At 67.3% G+C, this 16,609-nt stretch carries 17 protein-coding genes; 13 read left to right on the top strand and 4 right to left on the bottom strand.

The window, feature by feature from the left end; translation table 11 throughout:
• Nucleotides 1-68 precede the first annotated feature (68 nt).
• The 3 genes from BH708_RS02905 (at nucleotide 69) to BH708_RS02895 (ending at nucleotide 3,260) form a co-directional block, all read left to right on the top strand.
• Nucleotides 69-284, top strand: coding sequence for a heavy-metal-associated domain-containing protein (locus BH708_RS02905; RefSeq protein ID WP_256386308.1), 216 nt, complete (start codon nucleotides 69-71; stop codon nucleotides 282-284).
• A gap of 226 nt (nucleotides 285-510) precedes the next feature.
• Nucleotides 511-2,832 carry a cation-translocating P-type ATPase gene (locus BH708_RS02900; protein ID WP_076806470.1) on the top strand — a complete coding sequence of 774 codons (2,322 nt, stop codon included), beginning with the start codon at nucleotides 511-513 and terminating at the stop codon, nucleotides 2,830-2,832.
• A gap of 89 nt (nucleotides 2,833-2,921) precedes the next feature.
• On the top strand, nucleotides 2,922-3,260 hold the full coding sequence (locus tag BH708_RS02895) for a metal-sensitive transcriptional regulator (RefSeq protein ID WP_076806468.1): 339 nt from the start codon (nucleotides 2,922-2,924) through the stop codon (nucleotides 3,258-3,260).
• A 494-nt stretch (nucleotides 3,261-3,754) separates the two neighbouring features.
• Here the strand turns inward: BH708_RS02895 and BH708_RS19720 are convergent, their stop codons facing one another.
• The gene (locus tag BH708_RS19720) at nucleotides 3,755-4,027 is read right to left on the bottom strand and encodes a hypothetical protein (RefSeq protein ID WP_157235698.1); all 273 of its coding nucleotides are present in this window, start codon (nucleotides 4,025-4,027) and stop codon (nucleotides 3,755-3,757) included.
• 207 nt (nucleotides 4,028-4,234) lie between these two features.
• Here BH708_RS19720 and BH708_RS02890 point away from each other — a divergent pair, with 207 nt between their 5' ends.
• The 4 genes from BH708_RS02890 to BH708_RS02870 all read left to right on the top strand — a co-directional run bounded on the left by BH708_RS02890 (nucleotide 4,235) and on the right by BH708_RS02870 (nucleotide 9,300).
• Entirely contained in the window at nucleotides 4,235-4,630 is a 396-nt protein-coding gene (locus BH708_RS02890) for a metalloregulator ArsR/SmtB family transcription factor (RefSeq protein ID WP_076806467.1), read from the top strand.
• Nucleotides 4,627-6,540: a cation-translocating P-type ATPase gene (locus BH708_RS02885; protein WP_076806465.1), complete on the top strand. Its 1,914-nt coding sequence runs from the start codon at nucleotides 4,627-4,629 to the stop codon at nucleotides 6,538-6,540. The genes BH708_RS02890 and BH708_RS02885 overlap by 4 nt, the downstream gene beginning before the upstream one ends.
• A 356-nt stretch (nucleotides 6,541-6,896) precedes the next feature.
• Complete coding sequence (locus tag BH708_RS02875) at nucleotides 6,897-8,165, top strand: MFS transporter (RefSeq protein ID WP_076806461.1); 1,269 nt, start codon at nucleotides 6,897-6,899, stop codon at nucleotides 8,163-8,165.
• A 301-nt stretch (nucleotides 8,166-8,466) separates the two neighbouring features.
• Nucleotides 8,467-9,300 carry a C40 family peptidase gene (locus BH708_RS02870; protein WP_076806460.1) on the top strand — a complete coding sequence of 278 codons (834 nt, stop codon included), beginning with the start codon at nucleotides 8,467-8,469 and terminating at the stop codon, nucleotides 9,298-9,300.
• Nucleotides 9,301-9,376: 76 nt separating this feature from the next.
• Here the strand turns inward: BH708_RS02870 and BH708_RS02865 are convergent, their stop codons facing one another.
• A complete protein-coding gene (locus tag BH708_RS02865; RefSeq protein ID WP_076806457.1) occupies nucleotides 9,377-9,787 on the bottom strand; it encodes a four-helix bundle copper-binding protein in 411 nt (136 codons plus the stop codon).
• 222 nt (nucleotides 9,788-10,009) lie between these two features.
• Between BH708_RS02865 and BH708_RS02860 the strand changes: the two genes are divergently transcribed.
• From BH708_RS02860 to BH708_RS02845, 4 genes are read left to right on the top strand one after another with little or no spacing between them, the layout of a single operon-like run.
• Nucleotides 10,010-10,594 (top strand): YdhK family protein, encoded by a 585-nt coding sequence (locus BH708_RS02860; RefSeq protein ID WP_076806455.1) that lies wholly within the window; start codon nucleotides 10,010-10,012, stop codon nucleotides 10,592-10,594.
• Entirely contained in the window at nucleotides 10,594-11,247 is a 654-nt protein-coding gene (locus BH708_RS20495) for a CueP family metal-binding protein (protein ID WP_256386307.1), read from the top strand. Before BH708_RS02860 ends, BH708_RS20495 begins: the two co-directional genes overlap by 1 nt.
• Nucleotides 11,248-11,282: 35 nt before the next feature.
• Entirely contained in the window at nucleotides 11,283-11,906 is a 624-nt protein-coding gene (locus tag BH708_RS02850) for a TlpA disulfide reductase family protein (RefSeq protein WP_076806452.1), read from the top strand.
• Nucleotides 11,906-12,673 (top strand): cytochrome c biogenesis CcdA family protein, encoded by a 768-nt coding sequence (locus BH708_RS02845; protein WP_076806450.1) that lies wholly within the window; start codon nucleotides 11,906-11,908, stop codon nucleotides 12,671-12,673. The genes BH708_RS02850 and BH708_RS02845 overlap by 1 nt, the downstream gene beginning before the upstream one ends.
• A gap of 28 nt (nucleotides 12,674-12,701) precedes the next feature.
• Here BH708_RS02845 and BH708_RS02840 read toward each other — a convergent pair whose 3' ends face one another.
• Complete coding sequence (locus tag BH708_RS02840) at nucleotides 12,702-13,778, bottom strand: cell wall metabolism sensor histidine kinase WalK (RefSeq protein WP_076810711.1); 1,077 nt, start codon at nucleotides 13,776-13,778, stop codon at nucleotides 12,702-12,704.
• 67 nt (nucleotides 13,779-13,845) lie between these two features.
• Nucleotides 13,846-14,559, bottom strand: a complete 714-nt coding sequence (locus tag BH708_RS02835) for a response regulator transcription factor (RefSeq protein ID WP_076806448.1) — start codon at nucleotides 14,557-14,559, stop codon at nucleotides 13,846-13,848.
• 165 nt (nucleotides 14,560-14,724) lie between these two features.
• Here BH708_RS02835 and BH708_RS02830 point away from each other — a divergent pair, with 165 nt between their 5' ends.
• Entirely contained in the window at nucleotides 14,725-14,961 is a 237-nt protein-coding gene (locus BH708_RS02830; protein ID WP_076806447.1) for an SHOCT domain-containing protein, read from the top strand.
• A gap of 31 nt (nucleotides 14,962-14,992) precedes the next feature.
• Nucleotides 14,993-16,507 (top strand): multicopper oxidase family protein, encoded by a 1,515-nt coding sequence (locus tag BH708_RS02825; protein ID WP_076806444.1) that lies wholly within the window; start codon nucleotides 14,993-14,995, stop codon nucleotides 16,505-16,507.
• Nucleotides 16,508-16,609: the final 102 nt, after the last annotated feature.

Raw genomic sequence — 16,609 nt, 5'->3', positions numbered from 1 at the left:
CCCCTAAGGGGTAAAACGGTGGGCGAGCCACATACCCCCTCGGGGTATTTATCGAATGGAGGCGCACCTTGGATCAGAACCAGTACGAATACCAGGTGACCGGCATGACCTGCGGGCACTGCGAGATGTCAGTCCGTGAGGAAGTCGGCGAGATCGCTGGCGTGGACCAGATCGACGTCAGCGCGCAGACGGGCAAGCTCGTCATCACAGCCGCTCAACCGATCGACGACTCCGCCGTGCTGGCCGCGGTCGACGAAGCCGGCTACACGGCGCAGCGCGCCTGATCAAAGCGGGCCCCCGGTTCGCTCTGTGCGGCTGCGAGCTCGTGACTAAGTTCGCAGGCTCGGGCTTCGAGGTCGACGCGAAGGTCTGCGCCCCTGGGCGGCGGAGTAGCACGTCTTCACCGCAGCGGCAGAACCACAGCCGCGGAGAAGGACGACGAGGGCCACTGACCCGGCGCAGGCTTCCCGCGTCCCGCCCCGTAGTTCCTGGAAGAAGGAAGTCAACGACATGTCTGCATCCCCGACCCAGCAGCCGCTGGACAGTGATTACGAGCTCGAGATCGGCGGCATGACCTGCGCCTCGTGCGCGAACCGGATCGAGCGGAAACTCAACAAGCTCGATGGCGTCACCGCCACCGTAAACTACGCCACCGAAAAGGCACGCGTCACCGCACCGGCCGGCTACGACCCGTTCCACCTGGTCACCGAGGTCGAAAAGACTGGCTACACCGCGGCCTTGCCGCAACCAGAGAAGCCCGACGGCGGCCAGGGTGACGGGGCCGAGCAGGAGGACCCGGAACTGACCTCGCTACGCCATCGTTTGATCGGCTCGGTGGTGCTCTCGATCCCGGTCATCGCGATGGCGATGATCCCGGCGCTGCAGTTCACCTACTGGCAGTGGGCCTCGCTCGCTCTGGCCGCGCCGGTCATCGTCTGGGCAGCCTGGCCGTTCCACAAGGCAGCGTGGACCAACCTGCGCCATGGCGCGGCCACGATGGACACCCTGATCTCCATGGGCACCTCGGCAGCGTTCCTGTGGTCCCTGTACGCGCTGTTCTTCGGCACGGCGGGCGTGCCGGGCATGACCCATCCGTTCGAGCTGACTGTCTCGCCATCCGACGGGGCCGCGAACATCTATCTCGAGGTCGCCGCCGGGGTGACGATGTTCATCCTCTTGGGCCGCTACTTCGAGAAGCGGTCCAAGCGGCAGGCCGGCGCGGCGCTGCGCGCTCTGCTGGACCTGGGTGCGAAGGACGTCGCCGTCCTCCGCGGCGGGGTCGAGAGCCGGATCCCGACTTCCGAGTTGGGCGAAGGCGACGAGTTCATCGTTCGGCCGGGCGAGAAGATCGCCACCGACGGAGTCATCGTCAACGGCAGCTCGGCGGTCGACGCCTCGATGCTCACCGGTGAGTCCATGCCGGTCGAAGTCGGCGCGGGCGACAACGTCACCGGTGCCACCGTCAACGCCGGGGGCCGGCTCGTGGTCCGCGCCACGCGCATCGGCTCCGACACCCAACTGGCGCAGATGGCCAAGATGGTCGAGGACGCCCAGTCCGGCAAGGCCGAGGTCCAGCGCCTGGCCGACCGGGTCTCCGGGATCTTCGTGCCGATCGTGATCGCGATCGCCGCGGTCACCCTCGGCGTCTGGATCGCTGCCGGATTCCCCCTGACAGCCGCCTTCACCGCCGCCGTCGCGGTCCTGATCATCGCCTGCCCCTGTGCCCTCGGTCTGGCCACCCCGACCGCGCTGCTGGTCGGCACCGGCCGCGGGGCTCAGTTGGGCATCCTGATCAAGGGCCCGGAGGTCCTGGAGTCGACCCGCAAGGTCGACACCGTGGTGCTGGACAAGACCGGCACCGTCACCACCGGGAAGATGACCCTCACTGATGTCGTCACCGATGAAGGCACCGATCGCGCCGAGTTGCTGCGACTGGCCGGCGCCGTCGAGGACTCCTCCGAGCATCCGATCGCCCAGGCGATCGCCAAGGGCGCGACGCAGGACGTCGGCGAACTTCCGACGCTGTCGGACTTCACCAACGTCGAGGGCAAGGGCGTGCGCGGCACCGTCGAGGGACGTACCGTCGTCGTCGGCCGCGAGAGCCTCCTCGCCGAGACGCAGATGGCCCTGAGCCCCGAGGTCGCTGCCGCTAAGGCGGAGGCCGAGGAACAGGGCAAGACGGTCGTCGCCATCGGCTGGGACGGCATCGCCCGGGGCATCCTGGTGGTCGCCGACACCGTCAAGCCCACCAGCGCCGAGGCGGTCACCCAACTCACGGGCCTCGGCCTGACCCCGGTGCTTCTCACCGGCGACAACCGCGCGGTCGCAGAGTCCATCGCGGGAGAGGTCGGCATTGACCAGGTCATCGCCGAGGTCCTCCCGAAAGACAAGATCGACGTGATCTCGCGCCTGCAGGCCGAGGGCAAGGTCGTCGCGATGGTCGGTGACGGTGTCAACGACGCCGCGGCCCTCGCGCAGGCCGATCTCGGACTGGCCATGGGCACCGGTACCGACGTCGCGATCGAGGCCGCCGACATCACCCTGGTGCGTGGCGACCTGCGCAGCGCGGCCGACGCGATCCGCCTTTCCCGCCGGACCCTCGGCACGATCAAGGGGAACCTGTTCTGGGCCTTCGCCTACAACACGGCCGCGATCCCGCTGGCCGCCCTCGGCCTGCTCAACCCGATGCTGGCCGGCGCCGCAATGGCATTCTCCAGCGTCTTCGTGGTCGGCAACAGCCTGCGACTCCGCGGCTTCAAGAGCCGCGCCCACGACTCTGCCCCAGCCCCAGTCGCCCGGCGTGCCCGCACCACGCGACCAGCCGGGGTCTGACCTCAAGGAACTGCCTGGGTGACGCCGCGAGCCTCCCCCGGACGCGGCATCATCGGAGCCCGTCCCACCCCCATTACACGGAGAACAACATGACCAACGCACTCGACCCTCGCTCCGACGTGGCCCCCGAGGCCGACCAGCACGCTGGCCACGGCTACATCACCGACAAGGCCCGCTACCTCGCCCGCCTCAAACGCATCGAGGGCCAGGCCCGCGGCCTGCACCGGATGGTCGACGAGGAGCAATACTGCATCGACATCTTGACCCAGGTCAGCGCTCTGACCAGCGCGCTCCGAGGCGTAGCGCTCGGCCTACTCGACGACCACCTCACCCACTGCGTCGCAGACGCCGCCCAGAACGGCGGAGACGCGGCCGACGAGAAGATCAAGGAAGCGTCGGACGCCATCGCCCGACTCGTCCGCTCCTGAATATTCCTCGACCCCGCGGAGCGGCTCTCAACGAGCCGGTTCTGTACGCGGTAGTTGCAGGTCTCCAGCCGCCACGTCCCTTTGCAGCATGCACACGTGCCGGTCTTGCTGTTGGACCACCGGGGCCGCAATCACGTTCATCGAGGTGAAGCCGGCTGCGGGCTCGAGTGGTCCGATTGCGGCCATCGTCCTCTCACCATCGAGCTGCTGACGGACGTCGGCGAGGAGATCGTCGCCGTGCCCTCCCTGAGAAGCTCACTCACGACCACATCGCCGCCGTCCTCCAGGCGCTGTGGGGCCTCGAGGCCGGCTGTGGCGCCTCGAGGCCGTCTGCCACTACCTCTGGACGGCCCTCGCGACAGTCGCCCGACGAGTGAATGGCTCGGTGTCTGAGAGCTACGACCGCTGGGCCGCCGTGGCCATCGCGAAGGACTTCAGCGACCGTTGGGACGGCTGCCCGGACGAGGCGCTCGGGCAATCCCTGATGAGATGACCTATTGCGGAGCGCGGAAAATGCCGACCACACTCAGCGCCGCGTTGGCTGCTGCTCCGGCCTCCAATCGACTCGGGTTGACGTCGTGCTTTGCGGCCTTGGCAAGATTCACGGCATCCTTCACGAGCTCCTTCCGATGCTCATCCGCCTCCTCCTGCGGTGAGGCCACATGGGGCACAGCCATGTGCCGGTTGACACTCTGGATCCGAGAAATGTCGGGGTCACCAAGACGGTCGCTGACGGCGTCGATTACGCGTAATGCTTGGTTCTGCACGCCGCTGCTTGAAGCACTTCCTCGCCCGCCAGATCTACCGGAACCTCAACACCACTGAGCCAGCCATGAGCCCGGTTTGACGAACATAGAAGGATCCCTGGCGCGCGGTAGCGCGGGCTCCGACGCTGTAGCGATCCAGCCTGGGAGGGTGCTGGCGCAACGTCCTCACCTGTTCCCTCCACGCCCGACAACCGTTACTATCTTCGTATGAGTGAAGATACGCACGCATGCACGTTCGGTGTGGAGAGTCAGTTCGTCGATTTGGCAGCGGAGGTGTTCACGCTGCTGTCCGATGCGACGCGGGTGCGCATCATCTTGGCCCTGCGCGCCGGGGAGCTCTCCGTCAACGATCTTGCCCAGCAGGTCGACAAGTCCCCGACGGCGGTGTCGCAGCATCTGGCGAAGCTGCGCTGGGCGAAGGTGGTCCAGACGCGTCAGGACGGGACTCGCGTCTACTACAGCCTTCTCGACGAACACGCCGTCGCGCTGGTCACGCATGCGGTGTTCCAGGCAGAGCACGTGGTTGACGGCGTGCCCCGGCATCATCTGAACTCGTCCGGAAACCCCTCCGCCACGTCGACCGATACGGGTGGCGGGGCGTGACCGCCGATCTCGCCACCCCCACCACCCAGTCCTCCGGTCGAAAGAGATTGTGGAGCCGGATCGACAAACAGGATCTCCTGCGGACCGCCGTGGTCGCTCTGTGCGCACTCGCCACCATCGCGGGCTTGACGCGGCCATGGCCTGACATCCCGCTAGTCGCCGTCCTCGGTCTCGTGATCGGCTGCTGGCCCATCGCGTCCGAGGCCTGGGCAGACATGCGTCGTCGTCGGATGAGCATGGAGCTATCCATGCTCATTGCAATCATCGCCGCCGCAGCAATCGGCGAATGGGTCACCGCTCTGGTAATCACGGCGTTCGTGCTGGCTGCGGAGATCCTTGAGGACCTCTCCTTGGACCGCGGCAAGGACGCACTAACCGACCTCATGGCCTTCCTCCCGCAAACGGTCCACATCCGCAGCGGCGACGACATCATCGAGGCTCCCCTGTCCGAGGCACTCCCGGGGGACGTGCTCCTCGTCGCTCCCGGCGGCCGTGTCCCGGTCGACGGGGCCGTCGTGGCGGGACAGACCACCGTTGATCAATCCCGCATCACCGGAGAATCCCTCCCCGTCGACGTCACCACGGGCGACCCGGTCTATTCCGGTTCGGTCAACCAGGTCGGAACCGTCGAGATTCGCGCCGAGAAGGTCGGGACCGAGTCGACCTACGGGCAGATCATCGACGCCGTACGGGAGGCCCAAGAATCCGAGCCCCCTGTGCAACGTCTCGCGGACCGTCTTGCCGCGTGGCTCGTCTACCTCGCACTGGCTGGCGCAGCCGTGACCTACCTGATCACCAGAGATCTCACGGCGACAATCTCCGTAGTCGTCGTCGCCGGGGCGTGCGGCATCGCGGCCGGAACACCTCTGGCGGCTCTCGCTGCGATCGCCCGGATCGCCCGCTCCGGGGCATTCGTCAAGGATGGAGCCCACCTCGAGACCCTCTCCACCGTCGACACCATTGCCTTCGACAAGACCGGCACTCTGACCGAGGGCGCCCCACGCGTCACGACGATCCACCCCCGCGCCGGGATCGACCCCGATGAACTCCTTCGGCTCACCGCGACCGTGGAGTCCTACTCCGAGCACCCGCTCGGGCGCGCCGTGGTAACTGCCGCGCGGGAACGCGGGCTTCCGTTGGAGATGCCCTACGAGTTCGAGTACCTACCCGGCCAGGGGGTGCGTGCCGTCGTCGACAGCCATCGGATCCTGGCCGGCACTCGCACGCTCGTGACGGACGCTCCCCCAGATCTCGACGAGGGCATCACCACCTCGGTCCATGTCTCGATCGACGAACGCTGGGCAGGCAGGATCCTGCTCGCGGACACAGTGCGCACCGAGGCCCGAGTCGCGATCTCTGAGCTGCACCGCCAGGGAATCCGCAGCATGATGATCACGGGCGATCAGGAGAACGTTGCCCGGGCCATCGCCGCCGATCTCGGCATCGACGACGTCCGTGCCGGACTCCTGCCCGATCAGAAGCTCGCCGCCATCGACGCCGAGCAGGCAGCCGGAAGCACACTCGCGATGATCGGCGACCGCGTAAACGACGCACCCTCCCTCGCCCGCGCCAACGTCGGCATCGCCATGGGCAGCGGCACACAGATCGCCCAGGACAGCGCGGACGTCGTCCTCATCAGCTCCGACCTCGACGACCTCGTACACACGATCCGCGTCGCCCGTCGAGCCCGCCGCATCGTGATGGTCAACTTCATCGGCACGATCGCCGTGGACCTCATCGGCATCGCCCTGGCAGCGGCCGGGCTCCTCAGCCCGATCACAGCGGCCTTCATCCACGTCGGCAGCGAGACCGCATTCATCCTCAACTCCGCCCGCCTCATCCCCGGGCGCACCAAGCACTGGCCACCACCCACCGGGGGCACCGACGACTCCCGGCGGCCCGGAAACTGAGCAGAGGTCGACCTCATGCACACGAACCTGTCACGTCCCCCCGTCGCTCTGGACGATCTCGCGCGAGCCGGCCTCACGGAACCGAACCGGGAGCGGGCACAGATCTATCTCTGTCTCGCTGAGGCGCCAGCATTCCCCCGCGACCTCGCCGAACCGCTCGGCCTCGCACACCAGTGCCTGCGAGTGCACCTGGACGCGTTGACCGCCGTCGGACTCATCGAGCCGCACCGACGCGACGGGGAGACCTGGTACCGGGACGCTGCCGCGGCGGAAACGCTTGATGAAAGGTTGCTCGCCGACCGGATTCACGCCTCCACCAATCGGGCTCCGACAGCGACACCCCGAGAGCGTTTGTCATGATCGAGGTGCTTCGCCACCCCAGCTACGCAAAGCTGTTCAGCGCCCAGGTCATCGCGCTAGTGGGCACCGGGCTTCTCACCGTGGCGCTGGGGCTGCTCGCCTTCGACATCGCGGGCGGGAACGCCAGCGTCGTCCTCGGCACCGCGCTGACGATCAAGATGGTCGCCTACGTGGGCGTCTCGCCCGTCATTGCTGCCCTCACCGCGCGCGTACCGCGCAAGCCGTTGCTGATTTCGGCCGATCTCACCCGCGCCGGCACCGCCGTGATGCTGCCCTTCGTCACCGAGGCCTGGCAGATCTACGTGCTGATCTTCCTCCTGCAGTCCGCCTCAGCGACTTTCACCCCGGCTTTTCAGGCCGTGATCCCCGAGATCCTTCCCCAGGAGCGGGACTACACCCGGGCACTGTCTCTCTCCCGCCTGGCCTATGACCTGGAGTCGGTGTTCAGTCCAGTCCTGGCGGCTGCTCTGCTGACGCTCACCAGCTACCACAACCTGTTCCTCGGCACCGTCGTCGGTTTCCTCGGCTCCGCGCTCTTGGTCACCACCACCCGCCTCCCGGCCATCGCCCCTCAGCCACATGCGCCGTTCCTCGCCCGCCTCACCCTCGGCACCCGGATCTTCCTGCGCCACCGGGAGCTGCGCAGCCTCCTGGCGATGAATCTCGTGGTCGCAACCTCGACCGCCATGGTCATCGTGAACACCGTGGTTCTCGTGCGCGGACACCTCGGCAGAGACCAATCCGACATGGCCCTGTTGCTCGCCGCCTACGGGGCAGGATCCATGGTCACCGCGCTGCTCGCCCCCCGAGTCCTCGAACGAATCACCGACCAGCGACTCATGCTCACCGGCACGATCGTGGTCCCCCTCGGCCTGGCAGCTGGAACGGCAGTCATCCTCGCCCCCCACACGGGCTGGGCCTGGATCGCGCTGGGCAGCGTCTGGCTCCTGCTCGGCGCAGCGAACTCGACGATCCTCACCTCCTCCTCACGCCTCATCCGACGCAACTCCCCCACCCCGCAGAGACCCGCGGTGTTCGCCGCTCAGTTCTCCCTCTCCCACGCCTGTTTCATGATCACCTATCCTCTCGCCGGTGTTCTCGGCACCACTCCGGGGCTGGCGGGAGCCTCTGCGGTCCTGGCTATGGTCGCACTATGCGGTGCCGTTGCCGCGTATTTTCTGTGGGGTTCTCCACCCCAAGCGCCCGCGAGGCACTCATCATCGGTTCCCGCTGCTGCCAACCAGGACGGCAACCGAAAGCGATGACCACCCTTCCCTCGCCGCCCGAAAACCTGAGCACCAGCTGGGTCAGCACCCAAGCCCATACCCCTACAGGGTAAAGAGAACCTTTACCCTCGGGGGGTATTTGAGGAGAAGGCGTCAAGTCTCTGTTAAATCCTCGGGCGAAGCCGCCCATCACTGTTCTGCTGGGCCGCTCAGGACCGTAGGTTGATCTCGCTGCCCCGACATGAGCCGTCACCTTGTTCCTCGTTCCGCTGTCGACGTGGCATCAACGCAGTCATCGACTCCCTCCCACATTGAGGGGGGAAGCTTACGGAGAAGAACCATGGCCCAGAACAACACCCACCGCGCCATCGGCCGACCAGTCACTCCTGCCGGGACCGCAGGACGTGCGCTGCGGGGCACCGGCGGAGCCGCTGTCCTCGGCACGGTCCTCATCGGATCCGCACTTGCCGCGGGCCCCGCGCAGGCCGCCCCGGCTGCGTCGCCCGCCGCCCCTGCCACTACTGCACAGTCTGCCGCGCCCGCGGCGCCGGCCCCTGCACACGCGACCTCCGCGCTGGCGGCCGAGAAGCTGCGGTGGGGTTCGCAGGGCTCCTCGGTCGAGCAGCTCCAGTCCGCATTGAACGACGAGGGCTCCTCACTTGCGGTCGACGGGAAGTTCGGCCCGCGCACCCATAGCGCGGTGAAGGACTACCAGCAGGCCAACGGCCTGCAGGTCGATGGTGTGGTGGGCCCCGAGACGCGTGGCTCCCTCAACGGGTCTGCCCCCGGCATCGGCGGTGGCGGCACGTCAGTTCCTGCGCACGCATCCTCCTCGAGCAGCTCCGGGCAGGCGATCGTCGACGCCGCGCGCAGCCAGATCGGTGCCTCGTACTCGTGGGGGACCTCCAAGCCAGGTGTCAGCTTCGACTGCTCGGGTCTGAGCTCCTACGCGTACGCGCAGGCCGGCAAGGACCTGCCCCGCACCTCGTCACAGCAGGTCGCGGCCGGCACCACGATCCCGAAGTCCCAGGCCCAGCCCGGCGACCTCGTGGTCTGGCCCGGCCACCTCGGGATCTACGCCGGTGGCGACACGGTCATCGACGCGGGTCGCACCCCGGGTGCCGTCACCGAGCGGACCATTTGGGGCAATCCCACCTTCGTCACCTTCCGCTGACCGCACGCCACAGCGCCAACGCAAAGGGAGCCTCGACCACCGGTCGGGGCTCCCTCTGCGTGCAGAGGTAGCGGTGTCAGCCGATCGAGGCCAGCAGCTCGGCGCAGGCCTGTTCGCAGCGACGGCGTGCGTCGGCGCAGATCGTGCAGTGCTCGTGCATGTCGGCGTGCTTCGCGCACTCCTCGGCGCAGGAACGGCACGCGGCCTGACACGCCTCGAGCAGGGCACGGTTGAGGGCGACGTTGTTGCCCGTCTGACGGGATAGGACCCGGCCGGTTACTGCGCAGACGTCGGCGCAGTCCTGGTTCAGGCGGATGCACTGGGTCAGTTCCTCCACCATGTCCTCGGCCAAGCAGGCGTCTGCGCAGGCGGTGGAGGTCTGGGCGCACTCGAAGCAGGCCTCGATGCCTTCGGCGAGCTTCTGCTGGTCGATGGTGCCGAGGTCTTTCGGGTGGGTCTGAAGCATTGAGGCGACGTGAGGGGTCATGATCCTGCTCCTTCTCGTTCCGAAAGGACCGGCGGATACCGCCCCGTACCTACGAGGGTTAGCCAGGGCGCCCCGAACGACGGAATTGGGTAGACCGTGCGTTCGGAGGCAGTGCGGGCTGACTGGTCAACGCTGCGGTCAAGAAACCAAGATCTGACCTTGAGGAGACCTTGACCTGCGGGTCGTAGGCTGGCGCAAAGTGTCCTCTGACTAGGAGAAATTATGCGTTCTCGTCGTTCTTTCGGCCGTCTTGCGGCTGTCGTCATCACCGGTGCGATTGTGTTTGCCGGATGCACCGACAACGGGTCTGACGACGGTCAGACATCGGGCGGGTCAGAAGCGTCGGAGGCGTCCGATGGCGGCGGCCACGGCGGCATGGAGCACCCGATGGATGGCGGCCCAGCGCCCGAAGGGATCGCCCCTGCCGAGGACCCCGAGTTCCCCGTCGGCACGGAGGTGACGCTCACGGCGGATCACATGGAGGGCATGGAGGGCGCGACTGCGACGATCTCCGGCGCCTTCGACACCACGACGTATTCGGTCAGCTTCACGCCGACCGATGGCGGCGAGCCGGTCACCGACCACAAGTGGGTCGTCCACGAGGAGCTCGAGAACCCGGGCGAGGCGCCGCTGGCGGAGGGCACCGAGGTGGTCATCACCGCCGATCACATGGCGGGCATGGAGGGTGCTGACGCCACCATCGACAGCGCCACCGACGAGACCGTGTACATGGTCGACTACGAGGCGGACGGGATGATGATGACGAACCACAAGTGGGTCGTCGAGAGCGAGATCGAGCCTGCCTGATGACGAACCCGTCGAGCCCTCCACGTGCGCGCGCCTCCTCCAGGGGTGGTCCCCGTCGTCGCACTGTGCGACTGCCCCGGCGATCGCTCTTGATCGGTACCGGCCTGCTCCCGCTCGTGATCGCCGGTTGCGGCAGCAACGGATCTGAGACCGCTTCGGTCACGGGTGGCGAGAAGCTGCTCCAGGAGCATGGTCTCGCAGACGCCGACCCGCACGAGATCATCGACCAGCTCGAAGCACTCCCGGTGGCTGAGCGACCGCAGAACCTGATCGCCAGCGTCACCGCGACGTCTGTCCAACTCCGAGACGATGCAGGGCGCGAGGCCGAGCTGCCCCTCCCCGAGGACCAGTTCTACCTGTCGGTGGCCCCGTTCGTGGAGTCCACGCACGAGTGCGCCTTCCACAGCCTGACCACGTGCCGTGGGGAGCTGCGCAGCCGCGAGATCACAGTGAGCATGGTCGACAGCGGCTCGGGCGAGACCGTCGAGGAGGGCACTCGCACCACGCACGACAACGGGTTCGTCGGTCTCTGGCTGCCGCGCGGGATTACCGCGGAGCTCACGTGCACCCTCGAGGACTACACCGGGACCGCGTCCATCTCGACCCAGGCGGAGGATGATCTGACGTGTCTGACCAGTCTCCAGCTGACGTGAGAGGACGAAGCACCCGTCCCGCCTTCTGGCACTCGATGGCCCACCCCGCTGCGCGGAGCGGGACCCGGCCCGGCCCGAGCCGACGGGCCACGCTGCGGCTGGGCGGGAGCCTGCTCGTCCTTGCGCCCCTTCTTGCGGCATGCAGCGGTTCCTCGGAGGCGGCGAGTGAGGCGAACGCCGGGTACGTATCCGGCGATGGCGTCATCGTCGAGATCCCCCCGGAGGGTCGCGCCGATCCTCTGGCGATCCAGGGAACCACCTACGACGGCGACGACTTCGACTCCACGGCCCTGCGCGGTGCGCCCTTGCTGATCAACGTCTGGTACGCGTCGTGTCCGCCATGCCGGGTCGAAGCACCGGCGCTGAAGGCCGCGCACTCCGAGTACAGCGCCCTGGGAGTGGGGTTCGTGGGCGTGAACACCCGCGACGAGGCCGGGCCGGCCGCCGCGTTCGAGGAGACCTTCGGCATCACCTATCCCTCGATCCCTGACCCCGACGGCGCGGTGATCGCGTCCATGGACGGCAGCGTCTCGCCCAACGCCGTCCCCACGACATTGATCCTGGATGCTGAGGGACGAGTCGCCGCGCGGATCGCGGGCGCGGCCGATCAGAGCACTCTCGAGAGTCTCCTGGACACCGTGTTGGCGGAGGTCGCCTGATGCGCGAACTGTTCGCCACCACCGTACTGAGCGGACCCGTGGCCGCAGCCCTGCTCCTGTCGATGGTGGCCGGTCTGGTCGCGTTCCTCTCGCCGTGCGTGCTCCCGGTGGTCCCCGGCTACCTCGGATACATCACCGGGCTCACCGGACAGAACGCCGGGCCGCGTCGCACCGGCGACCCCGAGGAGCGCCCGTGGCGTCTGGTCGTCGGTGCTGTGTTGTTCGTCGCGGGCTTCACTGCGGTGTTCCTGGTCATCGGTGGGTTCGTCGGTGCACTCGGGTCTTTGGTGATCCAGTACACGAGCGCGATCAATCGGATCTCCGGGGTGCTGGTCATCCTCATGGGTCTGGTGTTCGTGGGAATCTTCCCCCGCCTCTCCGGTGAGAAGAGGATCCGGAAGCGCCCCGATGCCGGGCTCGCCGGTGCCCCGCTGCTCGGGATCACGTTCGGTTTCTCCTGGACCCCGTGCATCGGTCCGACGTTCGCCGCGGTCGCGGCGCTCAGCCTCGGGGAGGCGTCCGCCAGTCGCGGCGCTCTCCTCGCGTTCGGCTATGCGATCGGGCTCGGGATCCCGTTCATCCTCTTCGCCCTCGTGTTCCGGCGCGCCCTGGGCATCTCCAGGGTGCTGTCCCGGCATCGCCGCACGCTCCAGATCGTCGGTGGCTCCGTGCTCATCGCCATCGGACTCCTGCTGGTCTCCGGGGTGTGGGAGCAGTGGATGGCTATGCTGCAGGTGCGGATCGGCAACTTCACCACGATCGTCTGAGGGATTGAGCCCGCCGCGCGGGGCAGTGTCAGCGGTCAGCGATCGCGCGGGGCAACCGGATGGTGAAGGTGGCTCCCCGTCCCGGCCCCTCACTGGCGGCGGTCATGGTCCCACCGTGCGCATCGAGGAGGGCGCGACTGATCGTCAGGCCGATGCCTGAGCCGGAGTTCTCACGGGTGCGTGAGCTGTCGGCGCGGAAGAAGCGTTCGAACAGGCGAGACCGGTCCTCAGCGGTGAACCCTTCGCCGTCATCCGCGACCGCGATCTCCACTGTGCTGCCGTGTGTGGTTGCCGAGAGCGTGACGGCGCCTCCGGGGGAAGTGTGCCGCAGAGCATTGCTCAGCAGGTTCCCGAGGACTTGGGCGAGGCGGTCCGGGTCCGCGTGGATCGCCACGGAGTCGGGCAGGGCCGTTTCTCGTCGTAATGCCACACCCGCCGTCTCGAACCGTTCCTCCCATTCCTTCAGTGCTGATGCCAGCAGGTCATCGACGGCGAGGGGGTGCAGCTGTAGCGGAAGCTGGCCCTCCTCGGCCCGGGACACCTCACTGATGTCGTCGGCCAACCGTGACAGTCGCACGGTCTGGCCGGCGAGGATGGGCATGGTCGCCTCCGGCTCGATGACACCATCGGCCATCGCCTCGTGATGTGCCGAGAGGGTGGCGATGGGAGTGCGCAGCTCATGGGCGAGATCGGAGAGCAGTTGGCGTCGCGTCTCCTCGACGGCATCCAGGCGTGCAGCCATGTCGTTGAGCGTGGCGGCCAGAGAGTCCAGCTCGGTCCCGGCCCCGACGGAGGGCACGCGCGTGGAGTAATGGCCACGGGACAGTTCATCGACAGCCGTGGTGAGGCCGTGAAGCGTCTGACGGAGTCGTCGCGCCAGGTTCCAGGTGACAAGTCCCGCGGCCAGGAGGGCGACCACCAGTCCGACCCCGAGGGCGAGGGCGAGCGCATCACGGTAGGCGCGCTCGATATGGACGAGCTCGGCACTGCCCACGGGGAGATCGGTCTGGAGCAGGTGGTAGTGGAAGACTGCGGGCCCGATGATCACTGTCAGGACCGTGATGGTGAGCGCCCCGGCCAGCAGCACGATGAGCTGTCCGATCATCAGCCGGGAGGCCAAGCTGGTGCCGGGCCGAGCCGTTCGAGGAGAAGTACTGCGGGCGGTCACGAGCTCATCCCTTTCCCATCCGGTATCCGATACCGCGCACCGTGGCCACGAACCGTGCGGACTCCGCCGACTCGTCGAGCTTTCGTCGGAGGTTGGCGATGTGCACATCGACGAGATGGTCATCTCCGATCCAGCTGTCGCCCCAGACGGCCTCCATCAGCTGTCTGCGACTGAAGGCCTGGCCGGGACGGTGCGCCAACGTCATCAGGAGCCCCCTCTCGGTGGGGGTTAGCGGGATCGCCCGGCCGGAGAGGCGCACCTCCTGCGCGGTCGTGTCGATCTCGAGCTCTCCGAACGTGCGCACCGTCATCGAAGACACAGTCCCGGATTCGACGCGAGGCCGGCGCAGTACGGCCTGGACCCGGGCGACGAGCTCACGCACGCTGAACGGCTTGGTGAGGTAGTCATCCGCGCCCACCGACAGTCCGACAAGTCGATCTACCTCCTCGGTCCGCGCCGTCGTGATCAGCACGTAGCAGTCGGAGAACGCGCGGATCCTCCGCATCACCTCCAGACCGTCGAGTCCCGGCAACCCGAGATCGAGGATGATCACGTCCGGCGCCATGGTGCGGGCCAGCTCCACCGCCTCCGGACCGCTCCGCGCGCTCAAAGTGGCGTAGCCGGCCTTCGCCAGGTACGCCTGGACCACGTCCGACAGTGCGGTTTCGTCCTCGACGACGAGAACCATCGCTGCGGCTCGATCCGCTTCACTGCTCATGGGCTCCAGTCTGGTCTCCGATCCTGGACACCGAGGGGATGTGGAAGGTTTCACGGAGGATCTGGACCAGATCTTGAGGAACTCTCGACGAGAACTTCGTCCGTCCCGGGGGAGCCTAGTGGGGACCGTGTCGCGTAGGACCTCGACTCACCAAGGAGACCCTCGATGATCCCGACCGATGCAATGTCGTGGCTGATGTGGACGATGGTCGCAGGTCTCCTCGTTCTCCTTTGGGCCTCGGCACTGCTGCTGTCACGCCTTGTGCTGCCCGGGCGTCCTCGACGCCCTCGGGACGAGAACGAGGCGATCGGAGAACTCTCCCTGCGTCTGGCTCGAGGAGAGATCTCGGTCGACGAGTTCGAACAACGGCGACAACTGGTCCTGGACGCCTTTCGACACTGACACCACCCCTCCCTCCTGAAGGACTGCACCTGTGAAGAGCATCTCCCGCCGCACCATGTTCACCGGAGGCCTCGGCGCGGCAGCGCTCACGCTCGCGGCATGCGGCGACCGCACCGCTCCGACCCAAGTTGGAGGCTTCGCCCCGCCTCCTGCACTGACTCCGAACGCCGGTCAGAACGTCGTCACCCAGACCCTCACCGCGGCTGGGACGACTGTGGATCTGGGAGGGAAGACCCTACCGACCTGGGCGTACGGGGAGAGCCTCCCCGGGCCGCTGATCCGCGCCACCGCAGGCGACCTGCTGCGCATCACGCTCGAGAACCGCCTGCCCGAGACCTCCACGATCCACTGGCACGGCATCCGACTGCATAACGCCGCCGACGGGGTGCCCGGGATGACCCAGGACCCGGTCGAACCGGATACCTCCTTCACCTACGAATTCGTCGCCCCCGACCCCGGCACCTACTTCCTCCACTCCCACGTCGGCCTGCAGCTCGACCGCGGGCTCTACGCCCCGCTGATCATCGACGACCCCGACGAACCCGGAGACTACGACGCGGAATGGATCGTGACCCTCGATGACTGGATCGATGGAACCGGGCAGACCCCCGATGAGATCCTGGCCGCGCTGACCAGCGCCGGGCCCTCGGATGGCGGCGGTATGGACCACGGCGGCATGCCCATGAGCGACGAACCCGCCGACGGTGAGGCCGGGAGCATGGACCACGGCGGTATGCCGATGGGCGAGAAGCCTTGGGGTGACGCCGGTGACGTGGCCTACCCCCACTTCCTCCTCAACGGACGGGTTCCCGAAGCACCGGAGATCTTCGAGGCGAAGCCCGGCCAGCGCGTGCGCATCCGCCTGATCAACGCCTCCGCCGACACCATCTTCGCCCTCGCGCTCGGAGACCACGATCTTTCCGTCACCCACTCGGACGGGTTCCCCGTCGAGCCAGTCACCGCCAAGGCGCTCTACCTCGGCATGGGCGAACGATACGACGTGGTGGTCACCGTGAAGGACGGCACGTTCCCCCTGGTGGCCCGGCCCGTCGGGAAGACCAGCGGCGGCCAGGGACTCGCGGTGCTGAAAACTGGTGCCGGGGATGTGCCCGCTCCGGACGTCCAGGTACCGGAACTCGACGGGGAGGTCCTCATCGGATCCACCCTGGAACCGGCCGAGACCGCACGACTCGAGGACCGCGCCGTCGACACCGAGCTCGAGCTCGCATTCCAAGGCTCGATGCGGCCGTACCAGTGGGCCATCAACGGAGCGCCCTACGGGCAGAACACTCCGCTCAGCATCCGCGAGGGACAGCGGGTACGAATCATCGCGACCAACCAGACGATGATGAGCCACCCCCTGCACATCCACGGCCACACCTTCGCCCTGCCGTCGGGACTTCGGAAGGACACCCTGATGTTGGCGCCCATGGAATCGTTCGCCCTCGACTTCGATGCAGACAATCCAGGCCGCTGGGCAGCGCACTGCCACAACACGTACCACCAGGAGGTCGGCATGATGACCGGCATCGACTACGCCTCCTGAAGACCATCGTTCCCGATGTCGAAGTAGGCGAACGCCGCGCCACCACTGGTGGATCGGGGACGCGATCGCGACCCAGCTCGAAATCGGCCGGCGGGAAGGCTC

Source organism: Brachybacterium sp. P6-10-X1 (genome assembly GCF_001969445.1).
Classification (GTDB): domain Bacteria; phylum Actinomycetota; class Actinomycetes; order Actinomycetales; family Dermabacteraceae; genus Brachybacterium.
Note: the sequence above shows the minus strand (reverse complement) of the source record. Positions and strands in the feature narration are given on the sequence as shown.